19 protein-coding genes, 2 pseudogenes and 1 riboswitch are annotated in these 24,212 nt (G+C 71.5%); of the genes and pseudogenes, 12 read left to right on the top strand and 9 right to left on the bottom strand.

Annotated features, from left to right (window positions below):
• Positions 1 to 26 precede the first annotated feature (26 nt).
• The 4 genes from metE to aceA form a co-directional block, all read right to left on the bottom strand.
• Positions 27 to 2,354, bottom strand: a complete 2,328-nt coding sequence (metE, locus tag OG389_RS32795; RefSeq protein WP_328302396.1) for a 5-methyltetrahydropteroyltriglutamate--homocysteine S-methyltransferase — start codon at positions 2,352 to 2,354, stop codon at positions 27 to 29.
• 173 nt (positions 2,355 to 2,527) lie between these two features.
• Positions 2,528 to 2,753, bottom strand: a riboswitch (cobalamin riboswitch).
• Between the two features lie 150 nt (positions 2,754 to 2,903).
• Positions 2,904 to 3,788 carry a 3-hydroxybutyryl-CoA dehydrogenase gene (locus OG389_RS32790; protein ID WP_328302394.1) on the bottom strand — a complete coding sequence of 295 codons (885 nt, stop codon included), beginning with the start codon at positions 3,786 to 3,788 and terminating at the stop codon, positions 2,904 to 2,906.
• Positions 3,785 to 5,413, bottom strand: coding sequence for a malate synthase A (gene aceB / locus OG389_RS32785; protein ID WP_328302392.1), 1,629 nt, complete (start codon positions 5,411 to 5,413; stop codon positions 3,785 to 3,787). The genes OG389_RS32790 and aceB overlap by 4 nt, the downstream gene beginning before the upstream one ends.
• Before the next feature lie 44 nt (positions 5,414 to 5,457).
• Complete coding sequence (gene aceA / locus OG389_RS32780) at positions 5,458 to 6,750, bottom strand: isocitrate lyase (protein ID WP_328302390.1); 1,293 nt, start codon at positions 6,748 to 6,750, stop codon at positions 5,458 to 5,460.
• 381 nt (positions 6,751 to 7,131) lie between these two features.
• Between aceA and OG389_RS32775 the strand changes: the two genes are divergently transcribed.
• The 3 genes from OG389_RS32775 to OG389_RS32765 all read left to right on the top strand — a co-directional run bounded on the left by OG389_RS32775 (position 7,132) and on the right by OG389_RS32765 (position 10,975).
• Positions 7,132 to 8,532 (top strand): short-chain fatty acyl-CoA regulator family protein, encoded by a 1,401-nt coding sequence (locus tag OG389_RS32775; RefSeq protein WP_328302389.1) that lies wholly within the window; start codon positions 7,132 to 7,134, stop codon positions 8,530 to 8,532.
• Between the two features lie 174 nt (positions 8,533 to 8,706).
• Positions 8,707 to 10,827, top strand: a complete 2,121-nt coding sequence (locus tag OG389_RS32770; protein WP_328302388.1) for a SpoIIE family protein phosphatase — start codon at positions 8,707 to 8,709, stop codon at positions 10,825 to 10,827.
• Positions 10,808 to 10,975, top strand: a complete 168-nt coding sequence (locus OG389_RS32765; RefSeq protein ID WP_328302386.1) for a hypothetical protein — start codon at positions 10,808 to 10,810, stop codon at positions 10,973 to 10,975. The genes OG389_RS32770 and OG389_RS32765 overlap by 20 nt, the downstream gene beginning before the upstream one ends.
• A 29-nt stretch (positions 10,976 to 11,004) precedes the next feature.
• On the opposite strand, the gene OG389_RS32760 is transcribed toward OG389_RS32765, so the two are convergent.
• The 3 genes and pseudogenes from OG389_RS32760 to OG389_RS32750 all read right to left on the bottom strand — a co-directional run bounded on the left by OG389_RS32760 (position 11,005) and on the right by OG389_RS32750 (position 13,925).
• Positions 11,005 to 11,367 (bottom strand): transglycosylase family protein, encoded by a 363-nt coding sequence (locus tag OG389_RS32760; RefSeq protein WP_328302384.1) that lies wholly within the window; start codon positions 11,365 to 11,367, stop codon positions 11,005 to 11,007.
• 317 nt (positions 11,368 to 11,684) lie between these two features.
• Positions 11,685 to 12,664: pseudogene (locus OG389_RS32755) on the bottom strand (IS5 family transposase).
• A 73-nt stretch (positions 12,665 to 12,737) separates the two neighbouring features.
• Positions 12,738 to 13,925, bottom strand: a complete 1,188-nt coding sequence (locus OG389_RS32750; RefSeq protein ID WP_328302382.1) for a glycoside hydrolase family 64 protein — start codon at positions 13,923 to 13,925, stop codon at positions 12,738 to 12,740.
• 246 nt (positions 13,926 to 14,171) lie between these two features.
• On the opposite strand from OG389_RS32750, the gene OG389_RS32745 reads away from it, so the two are divergent.
• The 3 genes from OG389_RS32745 (at position 14,172) to OG389_RS32735 (ending at position 16,602) form a co-directional block, all read left to right on the top strand.
• Positions 14,172 to 14,987, top strand: a complete 816-nt coding sequence (locus OG389_RS32745) for an alpha/beta fold hydrolase (RefSeq protein WP_328302380.1) — start codon at positions 14,172 to 14,174, stop codon at positions 14,985 to 14,987.
• A gap of 167 nt (positions 14,988 to 15,154) precedes the next feature.
• Positions 15,155 to 15,457, top strand: a complete 303-nt coding sequence (locus OG389_RS36910; protein ID WP_443059378.1) for a hypothetical protein — start codon at positions 15,155 to 15,157, stop codon at positions 15,455 to 15,457.
• Entirely contained in the window at positions 15,454 to 16,602 is a 1,149-nt protein-coding gene (locus tag OG389_RS32735; protein ID WP_328302378.1) for an FAD-dependent oxidoreductase, read from the top strand. Before OG389_RS36910 ends, OG389_RS32735 begins: the two co-directional genes overlap by 4 nt.
• Positions 16,603 to 16,622: 20 nt before the next feature.
• Here the strand turns inward: OG389_RS32735 and OG389_RS32730 are convergent, their stop codons facing one another.
• The gene (locus OG389_RS32730; RefSeq protein WP_328302376.1) at positions 16,623 to 18,242 is read right to left on the bottom strand and encodes an ABC-F family ATP-binding cassette domain-containing protein; all 1,620 of its coding nucleotides are present in this window, start codon (positions 18,240 to 18,242) and stop codon (positions 16,623 to 16,625) included.
• A gap of 240 nt (positions 18,243 to 18,482) precedes the next feature.
• Between OG389_RS32730 and OG389_RS32725 the strand changes: the two genes are divergently transcribed.
• The 6 genes and pseudogenes from OG389_RS32725 (at position 18,483) to OG389_RS32705 (ending at position 22,681) form a co-directional block, all read left to right on the top strand.
• Complete coding sequence (locus OG389_RS32725; RefSeq protein ID WP_328302374.1) at positions 18,483 to 19,379, top strand: CAP domain-containing protein; 897 nt, start codon at positions 18,483 to 18,485, stop codon at positions 19,377 to 19,379.
• 180 nt (positions 19,380 to 19,559) lie between these two features.
• Positions 19,560 to 20,126: a hypothetical protein gene (locus tag OG389_RS32720; RefSeq protein WP_328302372.1), complete on the top strand. Its 567-nt coding sequence runs from the start codon at positions 19,560 to 19,562 to the stop codon at positions 20,124 to 20,126.
• Positions 20,127 to 20,439: 313 nt separating this feature from the next.
• On the top strand, positions 20,440 to 21,222 hold the full coding sequence (locus OG389_RS32715; protein ID WP_328302370.1) for a thioredoxin family protein: 783 nt from the start codon (positions 20,440 to 20,442) through the stop codon (positions 21,220 to 21,222).
• A 76-nt stretch (positions 21,223 to 21,298) separates the two neighbouring features.
• Positions 21,299 to 21,493: pseudogene (locus OG389_RS36905) on the top strand (TlpA family protein disulfide reductase); the annotation flags it as partial.
• Positions 21,494 to 21,628, top strand: coding sequence for a TlpA family protein disulfide reductase (locus OG389_RS36900; protein ID WP_443059377.1), 135 nt, complete (start codon positions 21,494 to 21,496; stop codon positions 21,626 to 21,628). It abuts the pseudogene before it with no gap.
• A gap of 177 nt (positions 21,629 to 21,805) precedes the next feature.
• Positions 21,806 to 22,681, top strand: coding sequence for a HAMP domain-containing sensor histidine kinase (locus OG389_RS32705; RefSeq protein WP_443059483.1), 876 nt, complete (start codon positions 21,806 to 21,808; stop codon positions 22,679 to 22,681).
• Between the two features lie 137 nt (positions 22,682 to 22,818).
• On the opposite strand, the gene OG389_RS32700 is transcribed toward OG389_RS32705, so the two are convergent.
• The gene (locus OG389_RS32700) at positions 22,819 to 24,105 is read right to left on the bottom strand and encodes an extracellular solute-binding protein (RefSeq protein ID WP_328302366.1); all 1,287 of its coding nucleotides are present in this window, start codon (positions 24,103 to 24,105) and stop codon (positions 22,819 to 22,821) included.
• Between the last annotated feature and the right edge of the window lie 107 nt (positions 24,106 to 24,212).

The raw sequence follows: 24,212 nt of genomic DNA, 5'->3' as shown, positions 1-24,212 counted from the left end.
ACGCACCGCTCCGGCCCGGAGGTGCGTCAGGCGCCGGGGAGGTCCGAGAGGTCCGCGCGCACGAGGCGGGCCGCTTCGACGAGGTTCTCCAGGGAGGCCCGGGTCTCGGTCCACCCACGGGTCTTCAGGCCGCAGTCGGGATTGACCCAGAGCCGTTCGGCGGGGATCGCCCCCAGCCCCTTGCGCAGCAGGTCCGCCGCCTCCGCGGCGGAGGGGACGCGAGGGGAGTGGATGTCCCAGACACCGGGCCCGACCTCGCGCGGGTAGCCGGCGCCGGCGAGCTCGTCGGCGACCTGCATGTGGGAGCGGGCCGCTTCCAGGCTGATGACGTCGGCGTCGAGGTCGTCGATGGCCTGGACGATGTCACCGAACTCGGCGTAGCACATGTGGGTGTGGATCTGGGTGTCCGGCCGGACCCCGCTGGTGGTGAGCCGGAAGGACTCGGTGGCCCACGCCAGGTAGTCCGCGTGGTCGGCGGCGCGCAGCGGGAGGGTCTCGCGCAGGGCGGGCTCGTCGACCTGGATGACCGAAGTGCCCGCCGCCTCCAGGTCGTTCACCTCGTCGCGCAGGGCGAGGGCGACCTGGCGGGCGGTCTCGCCGAGGGGCTGGTCGTCGCGTACGAAGGACCAGGCGAGCATGGTGACGGGGCCGGTCAGCATGCCCTTGACCGGCTTGCTCGTCCGCGCCTGCGCGTACGTCGTCCAGCGCACGGTCATCGGGTCGGGGCGGGAGATGTCCCCGGCCAGGACCGGCGGGCGCACGTACCGGGTGCCGTAGGACTGGACCCAGCCGTGCTGGGTGGCGAGGTAGCCGGTGAGCTGCTCGGCGAAGTACTGGACCATGTCGTTGCGTTCGGGCTCCCCGTGCACCAGGACGTCGATCCCCGTCTTCTCCTGGAAGGAGAGGACCTCGCGGATCTCGGCCTCGATGCGCTCCTCGTAACCCGCCGTGCCGATCCGGCCGGCCCGCAGGTCCGCGCGGGCCACGCGCAGCTCGTCGGTCTGCGGGAACGAGCCGATCGTGGTCGTGGGCAGCAGCGGCAGGCCCAGGTGCGTCCGCTGGGCGGCGGCGCGCTCGGCGTACGGCTGGGCGCGTCGGCCGTCCGCGTCGGTGATCGCTCCGGTCCGGTCCCGGACGGCGGGGTCGTGGGTGATCGCGGAGTTCGCGCGGGAGGCCAGATCGGCCCGGTTCGCTGCGAGTTCGGCGGTGATCGAGCCGGTGCCCCCGGCCAGTCCGCGGGCCAGCGTGGTGATCTCGGTGGTCTTCTGGCGGGCGAAGGCGAGCCAGCGGCGGATCTGCGGGTCGATGTCGCGCTCGGCGTCGGCGTCCAGCGGGACGTGCAGCAGGGAGCAGGACGCCGCGACGTCGACCCGGTCGGCGAGACCGAGGAGCGTACCGAGGATGGTCAGCGACTTCTGGTGGTCGTTGATCCAGATGTTGCGGCCGTTGACCACACCGGCGACCAGTCGCTTGCCGGGGAGGCCGCCGACCGCGGCGAGGTCGCGCAGGTTGGCCTCGGCCGCGCCGGTGAAGTCGAGGGCGAGTCCCTCCACGGGCGCCTTCGCCAGCACGGGCAGGGCGTCCCCGAGCCGGTCGAAGTACGAGGCGACGAGCAGCTTGGGGCGCTCGGTCAGGGCACCGAGTTCCCGGTAGGTGCGGGTGGCGGCGTTCAGTTCGGCGGGGGTGCGGTCCTGGACCAGGGCCGGCTCGTCCAGCTGGACCCACTCGGCGCCCGCGGCGCGCAGGTCCGCGAGGACCTGCGCGTAGACGGGCAGCAGCCGGTCGAGCAGCGTGATCGGCTCGAAGTCGGCGGCCACGCCCGGTGCGGGCTTGGCGAGGAGCAGGTACGTCAGCGGGCCGACAAGGACCGGACGGGCGGTGTGGCCGAGGGTCAGGGCTTCCTTCAGCTCCGCGACCTGCTTGGCGGAGTCGGCCGTGAAGACGGTGTCGGGGCCCAGTTCGGGGACGAGGTAGTGGTAGTTGGTGTCGAACCACTTGGTCATCTCGAGGGGGGCCACGTCCTGGGTGCCGCGCGCCATCGCGAAGTACCCGTCCAGGGCTCCGGCCCGGGCTGCCGCCCGGTGGCGGTCGGGGATCGCGCCGACCATGACCGTGGTGTCCAGTACGTGGTCGTAGTAGGAGAAGTCGCCGGTCGGGACCTCGGTGATGCCGGCCTCGGTGAGCTGCTGCCAGTTGGTCCGGCGCAGTTCGCGGGCGGTGTCCCGGAGAGCTTCGGCGCTGACGCGGCCCTTCCAGTAGCCCTCGACGGCCTTCTTCAGTTCGCGGTTCTGGCCCTGGCGGGGGTAGCCGTACACGGTGGCCTGTACTGCCGCGGCTGCGGACTCGGTGGTCACGGAACTCTCCTTCGCGAGCATGTCTCCATGGACCCGGTGACGGGCCGAGGGTGCGAAGGGGTGCCGGAACGGGGGCCACCGGGATCGCGTACGACTGGGGTACGCGACGGGAGGATCCGCCCGAAAAGCACGCCGACCCGCCCACGAGGTCACCGGGAAACCGGGCGCGGTCGATCGCGCACGGGCAACGGGCAGGTCTTCGGACTCGCGGGCACGCCTGCCGGTCTCCCGGCGGGCACCTACTGGCCGTCGCTTCCCAGGACCGGTTCCGGTCCCAGTGCGTATGACGGCGGTCGTTCCCACTCACCGCTGCGGGGCAGTCCCGGATTCCCACCGGGTTCCCTCTTACGACGCCTCCCGCCTGGCGGACGGGGGCGAACCAGCTGCGAGTCCCACAATAGGCCGACGGACTTGAGGACGGACACAGCGGCCCCTGGGCCGGACGGCGGAACGGCACGGCGGTGGGCGTGCGGCGACACCACTCGTCGCACCCCCACCGCTCTTGCGCGCCTCCGGCGCACCCTCTGCCCGGAGACTTGCCGGGGCCCCTCAGCCCCGGCCGTACGTGTGGAACCCGCGGCCGCTCTTGCGGCCCAGCAGCCCCGCCTGCACCATCCGCAGGAGCAGCGGGGGCGGGGCGTACAGCGGTTCCTTGAACTCCTCGTAGAGCGACTCGGCGATGGCCGCGACCGTGTCCAGTCCGATCAGGTCGGCCAGCTTGAGCGGCCCCATGGGGTGGGCACAGCCCAGTTCCATCCCCGCGTCCACGTCGGCGGCGCTGGCGTACCCGGATTCGGCCATGCGGACGGCCGCGAGGAGGTAGGGGACGAGCAGCGCGTTGACGACGAAACCCGCCCGGTCCTGGGAGCGGACCGTGCTCTTGCCCAGGACGTCCCGGGCGAAGGACTCGACGGTGGCGGCGGTGTCCGCCGAAGTGTGCAGGGAGGAGACGACCTCGACCAGCGGCAGGACGGGGACGGGGTTGAAGAAGTGCAGGCCAACCACCCGGTCCGCACGGCCGGTGGCCCTGCCCAGCCGCATGATCGGGATGGCCGAGGTGTTCGTGGCGAGGATGGCCTCCGGGGTCTCGACGATCTTGTCGAGGGCGGTGAAGACTTCCACCTTGGCCTCCGGATTCTCCGTGACGGCCTCGATGACCAGCTGCCGGTCGGCGAGGTCCTCCAGGTCCCCCGTGAACACGAGCCGGGCCAGGGCGTCCTCCGCGGAGATCCGGTCCAGCTTGCCCCGCTGGACGGCGCGTTCGAGGGATACGGCCACGCGTTCGCCGGCGGCGCGGGCAGCGGTGGCGTCCGACTCGGCGACGACGGTGTCGAGTCCGGCGCGGGCGCACACCTCGGCGATGCCGGCACCCATCTGTCCGCCGCCGACGACTCCGACGCGCTGGATGCGGGACCGGCCCGCGGCGGCGCTCACGCGGTCACCCGCGCGTCGGCCGCCCGTACGCCGGCCGGCCGCGCGTCGTCGCGGCGGACGAGGTGGCGGGTGTAGGCCTCGGGGGTGAAGAAGTCGGGCAGGTGGACCGAGAGTGCGGTGTCCACGAAGATCTCCCTCGCTTCGAGGGCGAGTGCCCGCGGGTCCTCGGACTCCAGGGCCGCGCATTCGGCGTCGAGGAGGTCGATGACCGTCCCGCGGTCCACCCGGTCGTGGCGCAGCCACTGCCAGATCTGCACGCGGGCGATCTCGGCGGTGGCGGCGTCCTCCATCAGCCCGTTCAGTGCGACGGCGCCCCTGCCGCGCAGCCAGGCGTCGAAGTAGCGCAGCGCCACGGCCACGTTGGAGCGGATTCCCTCCGGGGTGGGCGGGGCGGCGATCCGACGGACGGACAGCAGGTCGGCGGCCGCGACCTCGACGTCCTCGCGCGTCCGTTCCAGTTGGTGCGGCCGCTGTCCCAGTACCCCGTCGAAGACCTCGCGGCAGACGGGGACCAGCCCGGGGTGGGCGACCCAGGAGCCGTCGAAGCCGGCCTCGGCCTCGCACTCCTTGTCCAGGCGCACCTTGGCGAGGGCCGCGGTGTTGGCTCCGGCGTCCCGGCTCGGGACGTGGGCCGCCACGCCTCCGACGGCGTGGGCCCCCCGCCGGTGGCAGGTGCGCACGAGGAGTTCCGTGTACGCCCGCATGAACGGGGCGGTCATCGTGACCTTCGCCCGGTCGGGGAGCTGGAAGTCGGTCCGGTGACCGAAGGTCTTGATCAGGCTGAAGAGGTAGTCCCAGCGGCCCGCGTTGAGTCCCGCGCTGTGCTCGCGCAGCTCGTAGAGGATCTCCTCCATCTCGAAGGCGGCCGTGATCGTCTCGATGAGGACGGTGGCGCGGACGGTGCCGCGGCGGATCCCGAGGAGCTCCTGGGCGAGCAGGAAGACGTGGTTCCACAGCCGCGCCTCGTAGCGGTTCTCCAGCTTGGGGAGGTAGAAGTACGGGCCGTGGCCGGCGTCGATCTGGCGCTGGGCGCAGTGGAAGAAGTACAGGCCGAAGTCGACCAGCGAGGCGGGGACGGGCCGGCCGCCGATCTCCAGATGCTCCTCGGTCAAGTGCCAGCCGCGCGGGCGGACCATGATGGTCGCGGGGTTCTCGCCGAGGCGGTACTCCTTGCCCTCCGCGGTGGTGAAGTCGATGCGCCGCTCGATGGCGTCGAGCAGGTTGAGCTGGCCGTCGACGATGTTGTTCCAGGTCGGGGCGGTGGCGTCCTCGAAGTCGGCCATCCAGACCTCGGCGCCGGAGTTGAGGGCGTTGACCGCCATCCGGCGCTCGGGCGGTCCGGTGATCTCGACCCGGCGGTCGGTCAGACCGGGGGCGGGCGGGGCGACGCGCCAGCCCGGGTCGGCGCGGACGGCGGCGGTGGCGCGGGAGAAGTCCAGGGGTGATCCGGAGATCAGGTGGGCGGACCGGCGGCGGCGCTCCTTGAGGAGCTCCAGGCGCCGGCCGGCGAACGCGGCGTCGAGCCGGCCGATGAACTCCAGGGCCTCGGGAGTCAGGATCTCCCCGTGGCGCTCAGCCGGTGCACCGAGAACCCGGACCCTGCTGGTCAGTGGCTTGAGTGACATGCGGTTCTGCTCCTCGGCGTTGGGAGGCGGATGCCAGGGCCTGCTCAGTGGAACTGCTCCTCCTCGGTGGAGCCGGCGAGCGCGGTGGTGGAGGAGGCGGGATTGACGGCGGTGGAGACCATGTCGAAGTAGCCGGTGCCGACCTCGCGCTGATGCCTGACGGCGGTGAACCCCTGCGCCTGTGCGGCGAACTCCCGCTCCTGGAGGTCGACGTACGCGGTCATGCCGTGCTCGGCGTAGCCGTGGGCGAGCTCGAACATGCCGTGGTTGAGGGAGTGGAAGCCGGCCAGGGTGATGAACTGGAAGCGGTAGCCCATGGCGCCCAGCTCCCGCTGGAACTTGGCGATCCGGTCGTCGTCCAGGGCAGCCTTCCAGTTGAAGGAGGGCGAGCAGTTGTAGGCGAGCATCTGGTCCGGGTACCGGGCGTGGATGGCCTCGGCGAACTCGCGGGCCTGCTCCAGGTCGGGGGTGCCGGTCTCCACCCAGATCAGGTCCGCGTACGGGGCGTAGGCGAGACCGCGGGCGATGACCGGGGCCATGCCGTTGCGTACGTGGTAGAAGCCCTCGGCGGTGCGCTCGCCGGTGCAGAACTCGGCGTCGCGTTCGTCGACGTCGCTGGTCAGCAGGGTCGCGGCGAGGGCGTCGGTCCTGGCGATGATCAGGGTCGGGATGTCGGCGATATCGGCGGCCAGGCGGGCCGCGTTGAGGGTGCGGACGTGCTGGGCCGTGGGGACGAGGACCTTGCCGCCGAGGTGGCCGCACTTCTTCTCCGAGGCCAGCTGGTCCTCGTAGTGGATGCCGGCGGCGCCCGCCGCGATCATCGCCTTGGTCAGCTCGAAGGCGTTCAGTGGGCCTCCGAACCCGGCCTCTGCGTCCGCGACGATCGGGGCGAGCCAGTCCGTACGGTCGCTTCCGCCCTCGGCGGTGGCGATCTGGTCGGCGCGCAGCAGGGCGTTGTTGATCCGGCGGACCACCTGCGGCACGGAGTTGACCGGGTACAGGCTCTGGTCGGGGTAGGTGTGGCCGGCCTGGTTCGCGTCGGCCGCCACCTGCCAGCCCGAGAGGTAGATCGCCTGGAGTCCGGCCCGCACCTGCTGCACCGCCTGGCCGCCGGTCAGCGCACCCAGGGCGTGGATGTAGTCCTGCTCGTGCAGTTGGCGCCACAGCCGCTCGGCACCCCGCCGGGCCAGGGTGTGCTCCTCGCGGACACTGCCCGAGAGCCGCACCACGTCCGTGGCGCTGTACGTCCGCTCGATCCCGGCCCATCGCGGGTCGGTCGCCCAGCGCCGCTCGAGCTGCTGGGCCGCTGCCGCCGTCGTCGTGTTCGCCTCTGCCATGACCGTCACCGTTTCCGTGTTCGCTGGGTCTGCCAATGCTCTGATCAGTCGCTCAGGGCATTGGCACTCTGTGCCTGAGTAGGAGATCGCGGCCGCCGGCCCCACCCGCAGGCCGAGCTGAGCAATGTTGCCGGGCTGCCGGGGAAAGATGGCCGAATTACCGATATCAGGGCGTGAGTCGGGCCCGGACCATCCACCTCGGCCACCGGGTCCGGCGGGCCGCACCACAGACTCTGACAGTGGCACTGAGTGCCCTCAAGAAGGGACGAGTGTTAAGTTCTGCGAATCTTCGACGGCCGTTCTGCCAACCTTGCGAAGGTTGGCGGCAGCACGATCCGCGTAGGCTCCCCCGGAACGTGTGTCCCACGGGGGAGGAATGCGATGAGCAAGACGTACGCCGGAGCCAGGCTGCGGCGGCTGCGCGAGGAACGGCGGATGAGCCAGGCCGAGCTGGCCCGGGTGCTGGGGATCTCGCCGAGCTACCTCAACCAGATGGAGCACGACTCCCGCCCCCTGACCGTTCCCGTCCTGCTGAGGCTGACCGAGGCCTTCGGGGTCGACCCGGGATTCTTCTCGGAACGGGACACCGGCCGGCTCGTGGCCGACCTGCGCGAGGCGCTTGCCGGGGAAGTCGCGGAGGCCCGGGTCTCCCCCTCGGACCTCGCCGAGCTGGCCACCCGCATGCCCGCCGTCGCCGCAGTCCTGCTCGACCTCGGACGGCGCGGCCAGCTGCTGACCGAGCGGCTCGCCGAGGCGGCCGACGGCAGGGACGGGGGCTCCATCGACGCCCCCCGCTCTCCCCACGAGGAGATCCGCGAGTTCTTCTACCGCCGCCAGAACTACCTCCCCGACACCGACCTCGCCGCCGAGGACCTCGCCCGTGAGGTCGGCATCCGGCCCGGAGACGTCATCCGCGCCCTGAGCCACCGGCTCACGGACCGGCACGGGGTCAGGATCAGCGCGGACTGCGACCGCATGCACCACTACGACGCCACGAGCCGGGTCCTGCGCCTGTCGAACCGGCTGCGGCCGGGCCAGCAGGCGTTCCGGATGGCCACCCAGCTGGCCCTGCTCGAGTACGGTGACGAGCTCGGCCGGCTCGCGTCGGAGGACTTCGCGCCGACCGCCCCCGCCCACGCCCTGGCCCGGATCGGCATCGCCAACTACTTCGCCGCCGCGCTGGTCCTCCCCTACGGCGCCTTCCATGCCGCCGCCGAGGAGTACCGGTACGACATCGAACGCCTCACCGACCACTTCGGCCTGGGGTACGAGACCGTCTGCCACCGCCTCAGCACCCTGCAGCGCCCGCGGCTGCGCGGGGTCCCGTTCTCCTTCGTCCGGGTGGACCGGGCGGGCAACATGTCCAAGCGGCAGTCCGCGACCGGGTTCCACTTCTCGCGCGCGGGCGGCACCTGCCCGCTGTGGAACGTGTACGAGGCCTTCGCGGCGCCCGGCCGCATCCACGTCCAGGTCGCCGCGATGCCCGACGGCCGGCGGTACCTGTGGACCGCCCGCGCGGTCACCCGCCACCGCGGCGGCTGGGGCGAACCCGGAAAGACCTTCGCCATCGGCCTCGGCTGCGAGATCCGGCACGCCTCCCGCCTCGTCTACTCCGACGGGCTCGACCTGGACAACACCGCCGCCGCCACCCCGATCGGCATGGGCTGCCGCCTCTGCGAACGCCTCGACTGCCCCCAGCGGGCCGTCCCGCCCCTGGGCCGGGCCCTCGCCGTCGACGAGAACAGCAGCACCTTCATCCCGTACCCGGTCAGCGGTCACTGACGCGGTCCCCGGGGACCGCCGCGGGCGGCAGCCGCCGGCGGAGGCTGCCACCCGGGCCGGGCGGGAGGAGGATGAGTAGAAGGCCGAGGGCCGAGAGGCGGGTGAGGGAGCGGATCACCAGGTCCGCGGCCCGCCCGCCCGCGCAGTGGGTGGAGGAGGGAAGGAGGTCCGGTCGTGGTCGCCTCCGGGACGTTCCGTGCCGAGCCCGCCCCCGTGGGAGTGGTCCCCTCCGAACCGGGCGGTCTCCTGGACGTCCTGAGCGTGGCCGCGGTGGTCCTGGACGCCTCGGGACGGATCACCCTGTGGAGCCCCCAGGCCCAGGAACTGTTCGGCTGGTCGGCCGAGGAGGCACTGGGCAGCTACGCGGCCGAGCTGCTGGTGGCCGACGAGTACGTCGACCTCGTCCTCGAACTGTTCGCCAAGGTCATGGCGGGCGACGGCGCCTGGGCGGGCGTCTTTCCCGTACGGCACAGGGACGGCTCCACGAGACTGGTGGAGTTCCGCAACATGCGGCTCCAGGACGAGCACGGGGGTGTCTACGCCCTGGGGATCGCCTGCGACGAGGCCGTCCTGCGGGGCGTGGAACGGGACCTGGCGCTGTCGGTGCCTCTGGTCGCACAGTCCCCGCTCGGACTGGCCGTACTGGACACCGACCTGCGCTACGTCCTGGTCAACCCGACACTGGAGCGGATCAACGGCAGGCCCGCCGGGGAGCACCTCGGCCGTACCGTCCGCGAGGCGCTGCCGTTCCTGGACACCGACGTGATCGAAGCCTCCATGCGCCAGGTCCTGGACACCGGCGTACCGCTGCTGGACCAGTACGCCATCGGGCGCACCCCCGCCGACCCGGGCCGGGACCACGCCTGGTCGGGCTCGTACTACCGGCTGGAGGATCCCGGCGGCCGGGTGATCGGCGTCGCCCTGATGGTCGTGGACGTCACGGACAGCTACCACGCGGCCAAGGAGGCCGCCGAGGCCCGTAGGCGCCTGGACCTCGTCGCACGGGCGTCGGTCACCGTCGGGACCACCCTCGACCTGGAGCGCACGGCCCGCGAACTCGCCTCCCTCGTCGTGGCCGATCTGGCCGACGTCGCCTCGGTGGACGTGCTCGACTCCGTCCTGGAGGGTGGCGCGGCCACGGCGCCCGGCCACGGGACGGACCAGGCCCTCTTCATGGCCCTGGCGGTGGCGACTTCCTACGAGACGGCCTCGGTCCGCGCCGCGGACCCGGTGGGCGAGCGCACCAGTTACCCGGCCGAGCGCCTGGTCACCCGCTGCGTGAACACCGGGCGGCCCGTCCTGGTGTCGCACGTCACCGGACCGGACCTGGAGCACATCGCGCGCGACGCGGCCGCCGCGGACCTCCTGGCCCAGGAGGGCGCGCACTCCTACCTGGCCGTCCCGCTGACCGCCCGCGGACAGGTCCTCGGCGTCCTCGGCCTCCTGCGCACCCGCAATCCGCTCCCCTTCGACCACGACGACGTCACCCTGGCCGGCGAGCTGGCCACCCGCGCCGCCATCGCCATCGACAACGCACGCTGGTACCAGCACGCCAACGGGACCGCCCTGACCCTTCAGCGCCACCTCCTTCCGCATCCTCCGCCCCGGGTCGCCGGCCTCCAGATCGCCTACCGCTACCAGCCCGCGTCGGCGGCCATCGGCATCGGCGGCGACTGGTTCGACGTGATCCCGCAGTCCAAGGACAAGACCGCTCTCGTGGTCGGCGACGTCATGGGCCACGGGGTGCACGCCGCCGCCACCATGGGGCAACTGCGCACCGCTACCCGCACCTTGGCGGACCTCGGCCTCGATCCGGCCCGAGTCCTGCGCCACCTCGACCACATCACCAGCGAACTCGACCGGACCATCGCGACCTGCGTCTACGCCACCTGGGACCCGCACCGCTCCCGCTGTCGCGTCGCCCTCGCCGGACATCCACCACCTGTCGTCGTCCGGTCAGGACGAGCCCCCGAACTCCTGGACCTCCCCGTCGGCGTCCCGCTCGGCACGGGCGGCCTCGGCCGCGCCGACTTCGAGACCACCCTCCTCGACCTGGTACCCGGCGACCGACTGGTCCTGTACACCGACGGCCTCGTCGAAACCCGCGACGAACCCCTGGACGACCGGCTCGACCTGCTCCTCAGCCTCCTCTCCGATCCCGGACTCTCCCCGGAGGCAACCTGTGACCGACTCCTGGACGCGCTACGGCACCCCGACGCCGCCGACGATGTCGCCCTCGTCATCGCCCACGTGAGCCCCCACCCGCCCACCGACGTTGCGGGCACGCCGACTTGACCGCCTCGATCCCGTCGCCCTGGCCCTCGCCGTCGTCGTGATCGTCGTCGTGATCGGCATCGTGATCGTCGTCGTGATCGGCATCGTCATCGCCATCGGCCTGTTCGCCGCCGGGACGATGCCGGTCCTCGTGGCCAACCGGGCCTGACCGTTCCAGCGGCGAGGAGGGCGTTCCCGTCAGCGGCGGCGTGCGCAGGTCCAGGCGTCCATGCCCTGGATCCTGGCGAGTCTCCTCGCGGTCGCGATCTGCTCCGCCTTCGTGGCGAGGTCGGCGCGCGGTGCGTACTTGCGCCCGCCTGCCGCGTTCCAGCTCGACTGGGTGAACTGCAGACCGCCGTAATGGCCGTTCCCGGTGTTCGCCCGCCAGTTTCCGCTGGATTCGCACTGCGCGATGGCGTCCCAGTCGGGGCTCTGTTTGGAGTGGACGGCAGCGGCATGGGCCCCGGAGACGTCCAGCAGGGTGACGATCAACAAGACGGCACAGGCCAGCAGTTGGCCGATGACGCTTCCGCTGCACCGATTCTTCCGGTGACGCGACATCACTTCTCCTTCGCTGTTGGGGCCGTACCTGCCACGAACAGCGGGCGGGCCCGCGAACGACCGTCATCCGGCCGTGGCCACAGCACAGCACGGACCCACGCGCCTCCAGCGGCACTTGCGACGCCCAAGCGGTGACGCCACCCGAACGGACGCGCTACGTCCCCTCGTAAGGCCGTCTCGGCACGCCGGCGCCCGCCCGTCCGTCCGTCCGCCCCACGGGACGAACGGGCGGGCGCCCCGACCCCGGTCTCCAGGTTTCCCCGGTCCCGCGGTCCCTGGTCGCGCGGTCCCGACCTAGGGCGTGTGTGGGGTTGTGATCAGTCGGCGGTTTTGAGGAGGTCGTCGATCCAGATCATTGCGGCGCGGAGGTGGAGGCCGGCGAGGTAGCTGCCTGGGGTTTTGTCGTAGCGGGTGGCGATGCCTCGCCAGGCTTTCAGCTTGTTGATCAGGCGCTCGACGGTGTTCCGTTCCTTGTAGAGGTCGGCGTCGTGGCTGACGGGCCGGCCGCCTCGTGCGCCCTTCTTCCTGCGGTTGGCGGCCTGGTCCTTCTTCTCCGGGATGACGGCCTTGATTCCGCGTTTGCGCAGGTAGGCGCGGTTGCCGCGGGACGAGTACGCCTTATCCGCGGCGACCGCACCAGGCGTCGTGCGGGGACGGCCGACCGGCAGGCGGACTCGCACCTTCGCGAGCACGGGGACGAACTGCGGGCTGTCCCCGGCCTGCCCGGCAGTCAGGACCAGCGCCAGCGGACGACACCGGCGGTCCACAGCGAGATGAATCTTGCTCGTAAGGCCGCCCCGGGACCGGCCGAGCAGGGCTTCCTTCAGGCGGAGCCTGCGTCGGCGCCGGATGCGCCGACGTTCGTCCAGTCCGTTCTGTTCCTCCGCGCCGCCCCCTTTTGCCGGGCCGTCACCTGCTCCTCCACGGCTTCCTCCAGGGCCTTCATCAGGTGCTTGCTGACGCGCATCCCCGCGGCATCGTGGTGAGCGCGGACCGTGGTGGAGTCCACGCTGACCAGCGACAAATCCGTCCTGCCCGCCCGGGCACCCTCGGCGATCAAGCCCTCCAGCAGGGCCGTGAACACACCGGCGTCCCGCCACACGCGGAAGCGCCCGTAGACAGTGGCCCAGGAACCGAACTCGGCAGGCATCTCCCGCCACTGACCACTGGAGCGGAACCGCCAGATCACACCCTCGAACTGCTCCCGCAACCGCTCCGGATACGGACCGTACCTACCGATCGGCAGATACGGCTCGATGAACTTCCACTGGGCATGGGTCAGTTGCCTACGCGTCACCACCACAGTCCTACCGGAATCGACCCCTTGAAGAGGGCAGAACCCAGCAGTTGATCACGACATCACACAGGCCCTAGTTGAACGGCTCCAGCGTCATGAAGGCCTCTTGCGGACTGCCGTCGTGCACCAGCGCCTCGTGGGCACCCACGTCGTCGAAGGCGAAGCCGTACGCCCTGCCGTCGGCCATCTGCGCGTGGATGACGCGGGAGTAGTGGTTGGTGACGGCGTCCCGGTAGAAGTCGGAGCCGTTCGCGTCGGGTTGGCCGGGGTTGGTCAGCAGCGTCGACCGGTTGAATCCCGCGCACAGGGTGCGGGAGATCGGTCCGCGGACCAGGTCGTTGGGTGCGTCCAGCAGCTTGTAGCAGCCGAAGATGCTGTCGGAGTCCGGCTTCTGGAAGCTGGTGACCACCGCTCCCGAAGCGTTGGTGAAGTTCATGACGTTGCCCGAGACCCGGCCGTAGTACTTGGTGTTCGGCTCGTTCGCGAACGGCGTCACGGTGAGCGTCGAGGAGCTGTACTTGCTCCAGACCCGGTTGACGTAGTCGTTCATGACACCGGCCGGTATTGCGCCCGCCTCGATGCCGTGCCCCGGCGAGAGCGCTCGCAACGGCGTGCCGTCGGGGCGATTCTGGATCAGCCCTCCCCAGCCGGCCGAACGCAGCTGGCCGAAGACCGCGTTGTAGCCGCCGGGCTTGAGCCGGCCGGTGTTCACGACCGTGCCGCCGGCCGCCTTGACGCCCACCGCGTACGGAGCCGAGAACATGTCGACCTGAGTGCTGTTGATCCACAGGCCGGCGTCGTTGAGGGTGTATTCGGACCAGTTGAACAGGATGTCGCGGTTCGGGTCCGAGGGGTTCTGCACGGCAGGCTGCACCAGGCCGCCGGTGCTGAGCTTGAAGACGATCTTCTGGCCGATGGAGAAGTAGACGCGCCCGGAGAACTTGGGCATCCGGATCGTCCTGGTCTGACCGTCGGCCGGTCCGGCGATCGACGCGTCGGGCGCCGGGGTGGGGGGATTGCCCCCGGCGGGCCACGGGTGGAAGGTACCGCCCGCGTCGGCCCAGCCCTGCTGACCCGTCGCGAGCAGGGTGCCCAGGTTGTAGACGTAGACCGGCTCACCGCGTCCCGAGTTGTTCTTGATCGTGAGCGGGATGGTCACCGGTACGGCCTCGGCGGACTCCGGCGGGCCGAGGACCGCCAGGCCCGCGGCGACCACCAGTGCCGAGAGTGCGGATGCAAGGAGCTTCGACAATCGGAACATGTTCCTTCTCCTCAGGTGGGGGGGTGCCCTGGCAGCGGGACGTACGCACTGACGCTGACGCTTGAGAGCGCTCTCAGACTCCAGCCGCGTTCACCTCCTGTCAATGAATCGCGCACAGCCCGGGCTGCCCGGCGGTCGCGGCGGGAGGACGAAACCGGCGTCACCTGCGGTCAGTTCGCCGCGGGGCCCTTCCCCCCTCCGGCGGGCTTCCCGTCGCCGCGGCGCCCGCCCGTTTAGCATGCGGGGATGGAGATCCGCGTGGGCCGGGCGGGACAGATGGGTCATGACGGCCAGGCGGGCCAGATGACGGTCCACTACGTGGAGCACGGGACCGGCCGCCCCGTACTGGTCCTGCACGGCGCCGGCGTCGACCACCGCGAGCCCGAGGCGTGCTTCGAACCGCTTCTCGACGGCGCTTCGGGGCTACGGCGGATCTACCCCGATCTCCCCGGAATGGGCCGGACCACCGCTCCCGGGACGCTGCGCAGCGCCGACGACGTCCTCGACACGCTGCTCGCCTTCGCGGACGAGGTGACCGGCGGGACCCCGTACCTCCTGGTCGGCCACTCGGCCGGCGCGTACTTCGCGCAGGCGATGGCCGCGAGACGCCCGGCGGAGGTCGCCGGTCTGGCGCTCGTCTGTCCATTGCTGCCGGGATCGCGCGAGGTGCCGGAGCACCGCGTCGTCGCCGGACCGGGCGGGCTGGGCGACGAAGTCTTCCGGAGCTACTTCGTGATCCAGACCCCGGAGATGCTCGAACGGTACGAGCGCTACGTCGCCCCGGCCGCGGCGCTCGTCGACGAGTCGGCGCTGGAGCGGATCGGCGAACAGTGGACACTCGCTCCCGTCCGCGCGCCGGCCTATGCGAATCCGACCCTGATCGTGGCAGGGCGGATGGACTCGACGGTCGGGTACGCCGCCGCCGCCGACCTCGTCGACCACTACCCGCACGCCACGCTCGCCGTGGCCGATGACGCGGGACACGCCCTTCCCCATGAGCAACCGGAACTCCTGCGCGCCCTCCTCGTCGAGTGGCTCGCGCGCGTCGAGCGCTCCGGCTGACGCACGCCCGCACCCAGGGGCACCTCAAAAGCTATACGACTCAAAAAGTGTAACGGTTGCACTAAGTGTGCTGGTGTGTTTTTCTGGGACGGCACCGTGATGCTCCACCCGCCCCCTTTCCTCACCTCGCCCCTCCATGTCCGAAAGGAGTGATCAGCCATGTCCACGTGCTCGCCATGCTGCTGTCGATGCTCGACAGCAGCATGGTCGTCAGCTACGCGATGCCCACGATCGACGGCGAACTCGGCCGCCGTTGGTATCGGCGCGGCGCCTTCGCCCTCATCGGAACCCTCGTGCCGCCGCGTGAGCGCGGCAAGTACCAGGGCATGACCGCCTCCGTGCCACCGGCAGGTACAAGATCCCTGTCACCGCGGCCCGCTGAAGCGATCGCAGCCGCGCACAGCAACAGCAACAGCAACCAGAACAGCAACGGCGCAGTACCGCGCGCCACGAACGGAGCACCTTCATGAACGCCACTCGCACCATGCCCCGCATCGCCGTCATCGGCGCCGGCCCGGGCGGGCTGACCTGCGCCCGTATCCTCCAGCAGCACGGCATCCGTGCCACCGTCTACGACCACGAAACCGGTCCGGACGTCCGCGACCAGGGCGGCACCCTCGACCTGCACGAGGACAACGGTCAGATCGCCCTGCGCGAAGCCGGACTCCTGGAGGAGTTCTTCCGCCTGTCCCGGCCCGAGGGGCAGGAGATGCGCCAGCTGGACCCGGCCGGCACGGTCCTCTTCCACCACACCCCCGGAGAAGGCGAACTCTTCAAGCCCGAGATCGACCGCGGCCTGCTCCGCGACCTCCTCCTGAACTCGCTCCGGCCCGGCACCGTCCGCTGGGGACACACCCTCCGCTCCGTCGACGGCCCCGCACAAGGCCCCAGGCAGCTGCGCTTCGCCGACGGCACCACCGTCGAAGCCGACCTCGTCATCGGCGCCGACGGCGCCTGGTCCATGGTCCGCCGCGCCGTCTCCCCGGCCACCCCCCGGTACAGCGGTGTCAGCTTCCTCGAAGCCTGGTTCCACGACGTCGAAGCCCGGCACCCCGAGATCGCCGAACTCGTCGGCCGGGGCAGCGCGGCCGCGGCCGACGGCGAGCGCGGCCTGTTCGCCCAGCGTGCCAGTGGCGGCCACGTCCGCGTCTACGTCATCCAGCGCGTCCCCGCCGACTGGATCGCCTCGAGCGGCCTGACGGTCCAGGACACCGCCGCGGTCCGGGCGGTCCTCCTGGACCGGTACCGCGACTGGTCACCGGCCCTGCGCCGCCTGATCGCCGACAACGACGGCCGCTACGTCGACCGCCCCATCCACGCCCTGCCCGTCCCGCACACCTGGGACCACGACCCGACCGTCACCCTGCTCGGCGACGCCGCCCATCTGATGCCCCCGCTCGGGGTCGGCGTCAACCTCGCCATGTTCGACGCCTGCGAACTCGCCCTCGCCCTCGCGGACCGCGACACCGTCGAGGACGCGGTCCGTGCCTACGAGAAGACCATGCTGCCCCGTTCGATCGAGATGCAGCGGCTCCTCGACCACGGCGCCGAAGAACTGCTCTCCACCGAACTGCCCGACTTCGCCACCGACTTCGCCACCGACGGCGGCCGCTGAACCACCCGTCCCCAGGCCGCTCAGCGGACCCGTTCGACCCGGCGCTCTTCCCATACCGGCTCCGTGGTCTCCCGGACGACGCCGTCCGAGCCGAAGACCACGTAGCGGTCGAAGGAACGCGCGAACCAGCGGTCGTGCGTCACCGCCAGCACCGTACCCTCGTATGCCTCGAGCCCCTCCTGCAATGCTTCCGCCGACTCCAAATCCAGGTTGTCCGTCGGCTCGTCCAGGAGCAGCGCCGTGGTCCCGGCCAGCTCGAGCAGCAGGATCTGGAACCGTGCCTGCTGACCGCCCGACAGCTTGTCGAAGGGCTGGTCGCCCTGGCGTTCCAACTCGTACCGCCGCAGTGCCGACATCGCCCCGCCCCGGTCCTTGGCGTGTTCCGTCCAGAGGGTGTCGACCAGGGTGCGGCCCATCAACTCGGGGTGGGAGTGCGTCTGGGCGAAGTGCCCCGGTACCACCCGTCCACCGAGCTTCCACCCGCCCCGGTGCCTGACGTCCTCACCCGCCAGCAGCCGGAGGAAGTGGGACTTCCCCGAGCCGTTCGAGCCGAGGACCGCGACGCGTTCCCCGTAGAAGACCTCCATGGAGAACGGCTTCATCAGTCCCGTGAGTTCCAGGTCCTCGCACACCACGGCCCGTACGCCGGTCCGGCCGCCCTGCAGGCGCATCCGGATGTCCTGCTTGCGCGGCGGCTCGGGCGGCGGACCGATCTCCTCGAACTTGCGCAGCCGGGTCCTGGCCGCCTGGTAGCGCGAAGCCATGTCGTCGCTGCGCGCTGCGTACTGCTGGAGGTCCTGCACCAGCCGCTTCAGCTGGGCCCGCTTCTCGTCCCAGCGCCGGCGCAGTTCGTCGAAGCGCGCGAACCGCTCCTCCCGCGCCTGGTGGAAGGTCCCGAAGCCCCCGCCGTGCACCCACACGTCGGATCCGGCCGGACCGGGCTCCACCGCGACGATCCGCCGCGCGGCCCGTGCCAGGAGCTCCCGGTCGTGCGAGATGAAGAGCACCGTCTTGCGGGTCTCCCTCAGCCGCTCCTCCAGCCACCGCTTGCCGGGGACGTCCAAGTAGTTGTCCGGCTCGTCCAGCAGGAGCACCTCCTCCGGACCCCGCAGGAGGGCCTCCAGGACGAGGCGTTTCTGCTCGCCGCCGGACAGCGTTCGCACCTCGCGGAACTGGGCCCGGTCGTAGGGGATGCCGAGGGCCGCCATGGTGCACATGTCCCAGACCGTCTCGGCCTCGTACCCGCGGGCCTCGCCCCAGTCGCTGAGGGCCTGCGCGTACTTCATCTGCGCGGCCTCGTCGTCCACCGTCATGATCAGGTGCTCGGCCGTGTCCACGGCGGCCGCGGCTTCCCGGATCCGCGGCTGGGACACCGATACCAGCAGGTCGCGCACCGTGCGGTCGTCACGCACCGAGCCGACGAACTGGTGCATGACCCCGATGCCGCCGCTGGAGTTGACGCTCCCCCCGTGCGGCTGCAGTTCCCCGGAGATCAGCCGCAGCAGCGTCGTCTTTCCGGCACCGTTGGCGCCGACCAGGGCCGCAACCGACCCCTCCCCCACCCTGAACGAGGCGTCGCCGAGCAACACCCGCCCGTCCGGCAGGTAGTACTCCAGGTGCGAGGCTTCCAGATGTCCCATGGGGCAAATCCTTACGGTCCGTGCGGCGACGCCACAATCCGTTTTCCGTGGCCGGGCAGGGGCGCGGGACACGGGGTGCGGGGCCGAGTTGGGACCTTTGCCCGGCTCGTCCCTGTTCGGATTCTTCGGGCTTCCTTAGGGGATCCTGAAGAACCCTTAGACTTCGGTCTTTACGCTGGTCACAGGCCTACGATGCGGGAAGTCCCCCGCCCTCCCCGGTTTCAGTGAGGTGTTACCTGCATGATCGGCAGCCGATATCCCGCACCCCCGTCCCGCGTCGAGGCGCGACGGAAGAAGACGATGCGCGCGCGCATCGTGCTGTCCGTCACCGCGGCTGCCGCGTCCGTGGCGGTCGGGGTCGCGGTGGCTGCCTCCAGCGGTGTCGACCGCACGGACCAGCGGGCCGACGCCGCGGCCGGTACGACGTCCGCCACGGGTTCGGCGACACCGGCGGCCACCCCCGGGGCATCGGCCTCGACCGACGTGATCCCGTCCGGGACGCCCGGCGCCGGAGCCGCGACATCGCCCCCTCCGGCCGCTTCCCCGACGCCGTCGAGCAGCGCTCCGGCCAAGCCGGCACCCAAACCCTCTCCCCGCAAGGGCGGCGGTTTCGGTGGTTCGGGCGTTTTCGGTGGTTCAGGCGCCGGTCGTTCAGGCGGTTCCAGTGGTTCAGGCGGTTCCGGTGGTTCTGGTGGATCGAGCGTTTTCGGCTCGGGCGGTGCCGGCGGTTCCGGTGGCTCGGGCACGGTCAACAGCAATGCCGAGTCCGCGGTCCTCGCCCTGGTCAACAAGGAGCGGGCGGCGGCCGGGTGCGGCCCCGTGGCGATGAACGCGAAGCTGAGCACCGCCGCGCGGACGTACAGCGACACGATGGCCCGTAGCGGCGTCATGTCGCACACCGGACCCGACGGGTCCAGCATGACCAGCCGGGTGGAGGCCACCGGATACAAGTGGTCCAGCCTCGGTGAGAACATAGCCCGCGGGCAGGACGACGCCGATTCGGTCATGAACTCCTGGATGAACAGCTCCGGGCACCGGGAGAACATCCTCAACTGTGAGTACCGGGACATCGGCATAGGCGTCCACATGGGCGACGGCGGCCCGTGGTGGACGCAGGACTTCGGCACCGGGAAGTAGCGGAGCCCCCGGCCCGCCGCCCGGCCGGCGCCGGCACGTCCCCCGCCCCGAACACGGGGACGGGGGACGTCGGCGTTCCCCCCGGGACCTACGTACGCCGCCGGTTCCCCCACCGGGCGGCCGGCGGCATTCAGGGGGAGCCGGTGTCGGGCAGCCCGGCGCGTCGGCCACTATGGGGCCGTGCCCCGAACTCCGCGCTACCTGCTCATATGGCTGTCGTGCACGGCGGCCAGCGTGACCGCCGTGCTCGGCACGGTCCAGTTCGTGGTCGGGTCCACCGGGCATACGCCCCCGGTCGCGCGCTCCGCCCCCGTGGTCATCGACACGCCCCCCGCCTGGCAGGCGGGCAGTGCGGCGCCGGACCAGGGCTCCCCGGCCACGACCGCCTCCGTGAGCCCTTCCGCCGCGGTGACACAGCCGCCCTCCTCCTCGCCCGCCACTCCCTCCCGCGCCAAGGCCTCGTCGAGCACCCCCAGGACCAGCGCGCCGAAGACCGGCGTCGACTGCGAGCACGGCGGGGCGGGCCTGTACACCGTCCGCTCGCAGGGCGGCAAGGTCACGGTCCGGTACGGGAGCCGGGGCGTGTGCCTGATCTCGGCGGTCCCCAGCCCCGGCTTCAAGGCGACCACCTCGCAGAGCGCCGACGACACCCTCACGGTCACGTTCACCAGTGGCGACCACCGGTCGGTGATCACGGCGACGGTCGTCCCGGGGGCCAAGGCCAGCGTTCGTGAGACCTCGTTCTGAAGTCGGTCTCTGCAGCCGGTTCGCACCGATAAGCCAATTTCCACCCATTTCACCGTAGTTCACAGCCCTGTGCGTGCTCATGGACCGGGTTCCGCCGAAGCGGCGGATGAGCTGTTCCTTAGGGCAACCTCAAGATCGCGCCGACGCGGTTCCGCGGGCCCCGAGCGGTCCTATGCTCGCGTCAGCCGAACGGCCTCCGGCACCGGGCGCGAGCCCCGGTGAACCGTCGGGCCCCGGTTTCTCCGCCGGGGTGCGCTCAGCCCGTCCCGCAGTCCGAACCTTGCCTTGGGGTGTCTTCGCCATGAGTTCTCGCATGCTCCGATCCGTCCGCGCCGAACGCCGTACGACGCCTCCCCGCTCCGTCGCGCCCCTCGGGATGCGCCTTCCGCTGGTCGCCACGGCCGTGTTGGCGGCCGCGCTGACCGCCGCGTGCGGGCCTTCCTCCGATCCCGTCGGGTCCGCCGCGCCGGCCGGCGCCCAGCAGTCCTCGACGTCGCTCCCCGCCGGGACGACATCGGCGAGCACCTCCCCCGAGGCGTCCGCGACCGCGTCGGCCCCGCCCTCCGCGTCCGCCACCCCGGCCGGCGCCTCGCCGAGCCCCGCCCGTACCGGCTCCGGCTCCGCGTCCCCGTCCGGGTCCGGCGGCTCGGCCAAGACGCCCGCCAAGGCGCCGCGGACCTCCGCCGCGCCCGCGCCGGCCCACGTGCCCGGCCCCGGCTACGACAGTTCGGCCGACGCGCAGAAGCTGATCGACGCCGCCCTGCGCGCGGCCAAGTCCGACGGGCGGATGGTGCTGCTCGACTTCGGCGCGAACTGGTGCGGCAGCTGCAAGGCCGCCGACAAGGTGTTCGCCCAACCGGAGACCTCGGCGATCCTCGGGGCCTCGTACCACCTCGTCAAGGTCGACATCGGCGGCGACAGCTCCGCCAACTCCGCGCTCCTGCGCAAGTACAGCCCTTCGGGCGGGACGTACACGATGCCCGTGCTGGTGGTCGTCCCGCCCTCCGGCACTCCGCGTACCGACACCCACGTCACGGGCAACCCGCCCCTGACGCCGGAGGGCATCAACTCCTTCCTGCGCAAGTGGGCTCCGTGAGAAGAGGGGTCCGGGCGGCCGCCGTCCCGGCCGGGGCCGGCCTCGCGGTGGCGGCGGGCCTGTTCCTGACCGGCGTCTGGACGGGCGGTGGCAGGGCGCCGGCCGGCGGGCCGGACGGGGCCGTGCCCGGGGTCAGGGGGTCCAGTTCCTCGGGATCAACACCCGGGACCGGGACCGGGCCGCGGCACAGTCCTTCGTACGCGCGCACGACCTGACCTTTCCCAGCCTCCACGACCCCACCGGCGAGCTCCTGCTCCGCTTCCCTCCCTCGGTGCTCAATCCGCGGGCCCTGCCCTCGACCCTCGTGATCGACCGCCAGGGGCGGATCGCCGTAGCCATCGGCGGCGCCGTCACCGCCGGGCAACTGCGGCCCCTGCTCGCCCGCGTGGTGGAGGAGGAAGGGTGACGGCCCTCGTGCACTGGCCGCTCACCGCGGCCGCGGACCCCTCCTCCCTCGTCAACGGAACGGTCCTTGTCGCGGCCCCGGTGGCCTTCGTCGCGGGGCTCCTCTCCTTCCTCGCCGTGCGTGCTGCCGCTCGTACCGGGCTACCTCAGCTACGTGACCAGCCTGTCGGTCGCCGACCTGGCGGACGCCCGCGGCGGGCGCCGCAGCCGCATGGCGGCCGGCGCGCTCCTGTTCGTCCTCGAACGGGCGCAGCGGGGACGCGAGTCGATCTCGCAGGAGGTCCCGGACGGTTGGATCTGCCTGCAGCCGGTGGTGCTGCCGGGTGACGAGGTGGCCGTCATCGAGAACTTCGTGCCCGAAGCGGAACTCACCCGCGGGGTGAAGGAGTCGTGGGCGGTGATGGCCTTTCTCGCGGTGGGGCTGATCGCCGGCTCCGTCCTGGTCACCGACCGGCTCGGCTCGAAGGTCGTCCGCTCCTCCAGGAGACTCGCGCAGGCGTCCCGCGCGCTCGGCCAGGGCGACCTGGACACCCGCGTGGAGCCCATGGGCCCCACGGAGCTGCGGGACGCGGGTGTCGCCTTCAACGCGATGGCCCACCGGATGACCGAGCTGCTCGCCGTCGAACGCGAACTCGTCGCCGACCAGGGCCGGTCCTGCTGCCTCGACCTCACCCAGGAGCCGACGGCCGTCGCCCTCTCCGACGACGACGTCGCCGCCGTGGTGGACGCGCTCATCGGGAACGTGTTCCGCCACACCCCCGCCGGGGCCCCCTTCGGCATCCGCGTCATGCGCACGGCCCAAGCCGTGGAACTGGTCGTGGAGGACGGCGGACCGGGCATCCCGGATCCGGACCGGGCCCCCTCCCGCGGCAGCAGCACCGGTTCCACCGGACTGGGGCTCGACATCGCCCAACGGGCCGCGAGCGCGACGGGCGGCACCATGCGCATCACCCGGGGACCGCTCGGAGGTGCGCACATCACGGTGACGTTCACCCTGGCCCCACCCGCCCCGTCCGGACACCGCTCCCGCATCTCCCGCCACCGCGGACGGTAGGCCCGTCGTGCGGCCGGGGTCGGCGCCGGATCACATCTGCTGCGCGAGCCGGTGGTAGCGGTCGACCTCGGCCCGGATCCACGGGAGGACGGCCCGCGCGCGGCCGGGCCGGCGGTGTCCGGTGGACGGGACCGGCGTCAGCGCTCCTCGCCGGCCCGCTTCGCCTTCGCGGCCATGTCCTCGAGGACCGCCTCCGGGTCTCCGCCCGGCTCCACCGCACGGCCGATGTTGCGCTTGATGGTGTCGCTGACCGCCATCCACGACGGGTCGTTGACGGGGTAGAGCTGGGCGCTGCGCAGCGCGGTCAGGAACTCGGTGTCGGTCCTGTCCATGCCTCCGCCGCCGGCCAGGGCGCGCGAGGCCGAGACGGTGGAGGGCAGCAGGTGGTAACGGCCCGCGAAGGCCGCGAGGTTCTCGTCCCGGTAGACGAACTCCAGGAACTTGCCGATCTCGGCGCGTTTGCCGTTCTGCTTGAACGCCATCATCCAGTCGGCCACCCCCACCGCCGGCGGGGCCTCCGTGGATCCGAGGGTGTCCGAGACCGGCATCGCCACCGTGCCGACGTCGATGCCCTTGGCCCGCGCCTCGTGGTAGAGCGACGGGTAGCCGTTGAGCATGCCGACCTCACCGCGCAGGAACGCGGCGAAGGCGTCGGCGCGGTTGAGCTGGGACGGTGGCACGGGTCCGGTCAGCCCGGGGGCGACCAGCTGGTCCTTCACCCATTTCCACGTCTTGATGTTCCGTTCGGAGGCCAGGCTGTAGTTGCCGCCGCTGTCTGCGTACCCTCCACCGTTGCTGAGCTCCCAGATCATCGCCTCGGCGTGGGCCTCCTCCGGGCCCAGGGGCAGGGCGTACGGGTACTCCACTCCCTTGGCCTTGAGTGCCTTGGCGGCGGCCTTGAGTTCGCTCCAGGTTCTGGGGGCCTTGACGCCGGCCTTGACGAAGAGCGCCTCGTTGTAGAAGAGCAGGCGGCTGCTCGCCACGAACGGCAGACCGTAGAGGGTGCTGCCGGCGGATCCCGCCTCGGCGAGCGGGGCGAGGAAGTTCGCCTCGGCGCCGACCGAGAGGAGTTCGTCCGCGGAGTAGAGCCTGTCCTGCGCGGCGAAGTCCGAGTAGGAACCCATGAGGGCCATGTCCGGCGCCTTGCCGTCCTTCACCATCCTGGTGACCTCGCGGTCGATGTCGGCCCACGGAAGCAGTTCGACCTCGACCTCGATGCCCGGGTTGGCGGCGGTGAACTCCCCGGTCACCTTCGACCAGTAGGCCTCCGAACCCGTGGCCGGGCTGTCGCCGTACTCGGCGGCCACCAGGCGCAGGGGCCGGCCGCCGCCCGTACCGCCCGCGGACGTCCCGCATCCGGACAGTGGGACCAGCAGACCGAGTACGACTGCTGTGGCGGTCTGCCCGAAAATCCTTCGTCGCACGGGTGTGTTCCCCTGAATTCCATTGGATTCCGCTACGGCTCATGTCGCTTCGGGCCGAGGGGGTGCCCCGTCACTGCCCGCTGGCCGGGATTCTCTCCACACGATGG

The sequence above is a fragment of the Streptomyces sp. NBC_00435 genome, assembly GCF_036014235.1.
In the GTDB taxonomy this organism is placed as follows: Bacteria; Actinomycetota; Actinomycetes; order Streptomycetales; family Streptomycetaceae; genus Streptomyces.
Note: the sequence above shows the minus strand (reverse complement) of the source record. Positions and strands in the feature narration are given on the sequence as shown.